General features: G+C 57.8%; 5 protein-coding genes. 4 read left to right on the top strand and 1 reads right to left on the bottom strand.

The annotated features are described in order from the left end of the window. The first annotated feature begins 221 nt into the window (after positions 1-221). From hinT to CINSTRO3249_RS13820, 4 genes are read left to right on the top strand one after another with little or no spacing between them, the layout of a single operon-like run. Positions 222-569: a purine nucleoside phosphoramidase gene (gene hinT / locus CINSTRO3249_RS13835; RefSeq protein WP_074013695.1), complete on the top strand. Its 348-nt coding sequence runs from the start codon at positions 222-224 to the stop codon at positions 567-569. Positions 570-585: 16 nt separating this feature from the next. Further along, the gene (locus tag CINSTRO3249_RS13830) at positions 586-966 is read left to right on the top strand and encodes a YcfL family putative periplasmic lipoprotein (protein ID WP_074013694.1); all 381 of its coding nucleotides are present in this window, start codon (positions 586-588) and stop codon (positions 964-966) included. A gap of 21 nt (positions 967-987) precedes the next feature. After that, positions 988-1569: a penicillin-binding protein activator LpoB gene (gene lpoB / locus CINSTRO3249_RS13825; RefSeq protein ID WP_074013693.1), complete on the top strand. Its 582-nt coding sequence runs from the start codon at positions 988-990 to the stop codon at positions 1567-1569. After that, entirely contained in the window at positions 1556-2416 is an 861-nt protein-coding gene (locus tag CINSTRO3249_RS13820) for a phosphotransferase (protein WP_084790240.1), read from the top strand. Before lpoB ends, CINSTRO3249_RS13820 begins: the two co-directional genes overlap by 14 nt. Before the next feature lie 277 nt (positions 2417-2693). On the opposite strand, the gene CINSTRO3249_RS13815 is transcribed toward CINSTRO3249_RS13820, so the two are convergent. Next, positions 2694-3587, bottom strand: coding sequence for a DMT family transporter (locus tag CINSTRO3249_RS13815; protein ID WP_074013692.1), 894 nt, complete (start codon positions 3585-3587; stop codon positions 2694-2696). Positions 3588-3871 lie beyond the last annotated feature (284 nt).

Raw genomic sequence — 3871 nt, 5'->3', positions numbered from 1 at the left:
TGCTCATGCTGAGTTTCCAGCACTAGATTAACTGCCCGTTCACGGACTTCCGGAGAGTAACGTTTGGTCGTTGTCATAGAGACCTCCACTTTTAAAGTATAGACTCTAATTTATCCGGGGTGATTCATACGTGTCTATTTTAATGACGCGGACGGTTGAAAAGCAGGGAGCTCCTCACTCATACTCCCGTTACCCACCGTCAGGAAACAAGGAACGCCGTCATGGCCGAAGAAACCATTTTCAGTAAAATTATCCGCCGGGAAATTCCTGCAGATATTCTCTATCAGGACGATTTGGTTACCGCATTTCGCGACATCAGCCCCAAAGCGCCCAGCCATATTCTGATTGTCACTAACGTGCTGATCCCCACCGCCAATGATGTCACCGCCGACCATGAGGCGGCGTTGGGACGGTTGTTCACCGTCGCGGCGAAAATCGCCCGACAAGAGGGCATCGACGAAGAGGGCTACCGGTTGATCGTGAATTGCAACCGCCACGGCGGCCAGGAAGTTTATCATTTGCATATGCATCTTTTGGGCGGCAAACCGCTTGGCCCGCTGGTGGCCTGATGCGCTAAGGAAAAACATGCGTTTAGCTCCTTGGGTCGCGGTGTTATTGCTGCTCGCCGGCTGCAGCGGCGGCAGCGGCGATCCCGCTTTAATTATCAACAATCAGCAATCGCTGGTGATGGACTCGTCGGTGCTCAGCGCCGGCATTACCGCCTCACCGCCGTCGCTTACCACCGATCGGGGGCGGCTCAGCGCCTATAGTCTCCTCAGTAATGATCATCCTGCGCCGGTCACCGTGCATTACCGTTTCTACTGGTACGATGCGCAGGGATTAGATGTTATCCCTTTTGCCGCCACACGTACGCTTATCGTACCGCCTAACGGCCAAGCGCGAGTGCAGGCGGTAAATGGGAATCCAGAGGCGAAACACGTCCGTCTCTCTTTGTCTTTGCAATAAAGGGTCAACGTCGAGTCTACAATGAAAAACAGAGCCTTAATCGTCCTCGCAGCGCTGGTACTGGCCAGCTGTACCTCCCGAACGCCCGCGCCGCCGCCGGCGACCATCGAGCCCGTACCGCCGCCGGTTACGGTGCAGCCGCCGCCGCCGGCCACCAGCGAGCCGGTGCCGATGCCGCCGAAAATCAAGACCATTGACTGGCAAGCCAGCCTGTCGCCCATGGTGCAGCAACTGCTGGCGGTAGAGGGGATCAATGACGGCAGCGTATTGCTGGTCAATACCATGAAAAACGCCACCAACGGTAGCATGCAGACCGGGAAAGCCACAGCATCGCTCACTCGGCTCATTGCGGACGCCGGCGGTAAATTTCAGGTCGTGGGCGCCGAGCAATTGAACGCGGCGCGGCAGACGCTGGGGCTTTCCGCGGACGACAGTCTGGAGTCGCGCAGCAAAGCGGTGGGGCTGGCGCGCTACCTGAATGCGCAATATGTGCTCTACAGCGCCGCCGGCGGCGACGTGAAGCAGCCGACGCTCGATCTTCAACTGATGCTGGTGCAGACCGGCGAAATTATCTGGTCCGGTAACGGCGTTGCCCAAGACTGACCCCGGCCTGCGGTCGGCGCTGGCGCTTTGCCTGCCGTCCGCGCTGACGGAGGCGGTCGAACCTCAGCCGGTCAGCGGCCTTACCGGCGAAAGCTGGCGGCTACAGGGGGCCGGATTTGATGTGCTGGCACGGGGTGCCAGCGGGCAGAAAACGCAGCTGGGGGTCAATCGCCGTCGGGAGTTTCGCCTGCTGCGCTGTCTTCACGGCAGCGGTCTGGCGCCGCGTCCGCGGGGCTTTAGCAATGGCTGGCTGCTGGTAGACTGGCTGCCTGGCGAGCCGGTGGACAGTCAAGGCTGGCAGCACGCGCTGGCGGCGGGCACATTGGCGGCCACGCTGGCGACGCTGCATCAGCACCGGCTCAGCGGTTATCCGTTGGATCTGCAGGCGCGCTACGCGCGTTATTGGCACAGCAGCGACCCGGCGCGGCGTTCACCGGCCTGGCTGGCGCTGCAGCGGCGATTTTTGCGCCGGCGTCCGCCGGCGGCGTTGCGTCAGGCGCTATTGCATATGGATGTGCATCAAGGCAATGTGCTGTGCCAAGCGGACGGCTCTCTGGCGCTCATCGACTGGGAATATGCCGGCGACGGAGATGTGGCGCTGGAGCTGGCGGCATTGTTTTGCGGCTATGCGCTGCCGGTTGCCAGCCAAGAGCGGGTGCTGACCGACTATGTGGGGCACATGCCCGGTCTTGAGCGCGAGCGATTGCGCCGGCATATTGACGCTTGGATCCCCTGGGTCAATTACTTGATGTTGCTGTGGTATGAGACGCGTTGGCGCCAGAGCGGCAATCGCGACTTTATCGCCCTGGCGGCGCCGCTGCGCCGTTTTTTTCATCTGCCGGGCTAAGCGCTTGTCTGCTTGCAGCAGCAGGTAACCTGCGCGCGCCGTTAGCTAACCAGTCGTCCCGCTCGCCGGCTTCCCTGACTGTGTCGCCGGGCTCCCAGCGAAACACGGCGGCTCCCCCAGAATAACACGACTGCTTTGCCGACGCTTTTCGGGGCCCGACAATGGGCAACTGCCACACCGCCACACCGCCACACCGCCGGTTATCGTTTATGATGGGTCCATGACCTGTGACCCGAGGTCCTGAGGATGCGCGATCGCCACGCCCGGTGAGGGAGATTCACCGGGGTTCAGGGGTGTGGCGCTGCGAGAGCAGCGTCAATAAGATCCCGGCGCTGAGCGGCAGCAGCAGCAGCAGGCGCGAAACCGGCGAAAGCGTATAGCCGTAGAGGGCGTTCTCCAGCAATAGCGCAATAACCGGAAAAATTAAAAAAACCGTGGAAGCCTGGAAGGCGCTGGCTTTTTTCTGCAGCGAGAAATAACACAGGATACCAAAGACGCCCGCCACCACACCCAAATAAAGCGTTGCCCCTACCGAGCCGGGAGAAAAATCTTGCCAGCGGGGTTGCTCCAGGCACCAACCGGCAGCGATTAATGCTAATCCTGCGGCGCAGCAGGGTAGTGCATTGAAGGTCAACACCGCCACGTGGCAGCCGCGCTTCTTGCAAAGCGTATACATCACCGCATGCATGATTAATGCCACGATTAAACTCAGGGCGCCTTGCCAGTGGCAGCGGCTGGTCTCTTTCGCTTCGCTTAGCAGCACCGCGGCCAGAGAAGCAATCGCCAGCAGTAATCCCAGAATTTGCAGCCTGCAGGTTTTCTCATTTAACAGCAGTAATGAGGCGATAAGCACCGCCACGGGCATATTGGCGAATATTACCGACGCCAGCCCCGAACTCACGGTTTGCTCGCCATAAATCATCAATGAAAAGGGAATAGCGAAATAAAATACCGTCACCGCACATTGGAAAAGACGCTGGCCGCGGGAAAAAAGTAATGGCGCACGGGTTACCCAGGCCATAATGATAAGCAGCGGTGAGGCGGCAATAAAACGCATGCCGGTCGCGAACAATGGCGGAATGGTTTCCACCGCGATTTTCATGGCGAGCCAGGTGGTGCCCCAGGTTAAACAGACAAGGATAAATAGCAGTGATATCGTGATCCTTCGCATGAAACTCTCCTTATCTAAAAAAATAATTTTAACCGTTTGACGCGAGAAAAATAGTGTCTGACGCGCCGCTTATAGAGTAATTTCAGTGCATGACATTCTTCATCACGAGCAGCGCCATGTGGATAAAAAATAAAAAAGAGCATAGGTTATTACCACGCGAGGCTGTAAAATAATCTGTGTAAATGGCATTTTTAGCAAAACCTTTAAAGGACTACAAAATGCCTATCAGCAACGATCTTATTGACCAATTGCTCCAGGATTGCCACTCCCCTCAGGACCTGTTG

The sequence above is a fragment of the Candidatus Sodalis sp. SoCistrobi genome, assembly GCF_900143145.1.
Lineage (GTDB): Bacteria > Pseudomonadota > Gammaproteobacteria > Enterobacterales > Enterobacteriaceae > SoCistrobi.
The sequence above is the reverse complement of the archived record's forward strand: the minus strand, read 5'-3'. Positions and strand labels throughout refer to the sequence as shown.

Bases quoted from the DNA above. Each gene is read 5' to 3' on its own strand.
- hinT (WP_074013695.1), top strand. From the start codon at position 222: ATGGCCGAAGAAACCATTTTCAGTAAAATTATCCGCCGGGAAATTCCT.
- CINSTRO3249_RS13830 (WP_074013694.1), top strand. From the start codon at position 586: ATGCGTTTAGCTCCTTGGGTCGCGGTGTTATTGCTGCTCGCCGGCTGC.
- lpoB (WP_074013693.1), top strand. From the start codon at position 988: ATGAAAAACAGAGCCTTAATCGTCCTCGCAGCGCTGGTACTGGCCAGC.
- CINSTRO3249_RS13815 (WP_074013692.1), bottom strand. From the start codon at position 3,587: ATGCGAAGGATCACGATATCACTGCTATTTATCCTTGTCTGTTTAACC.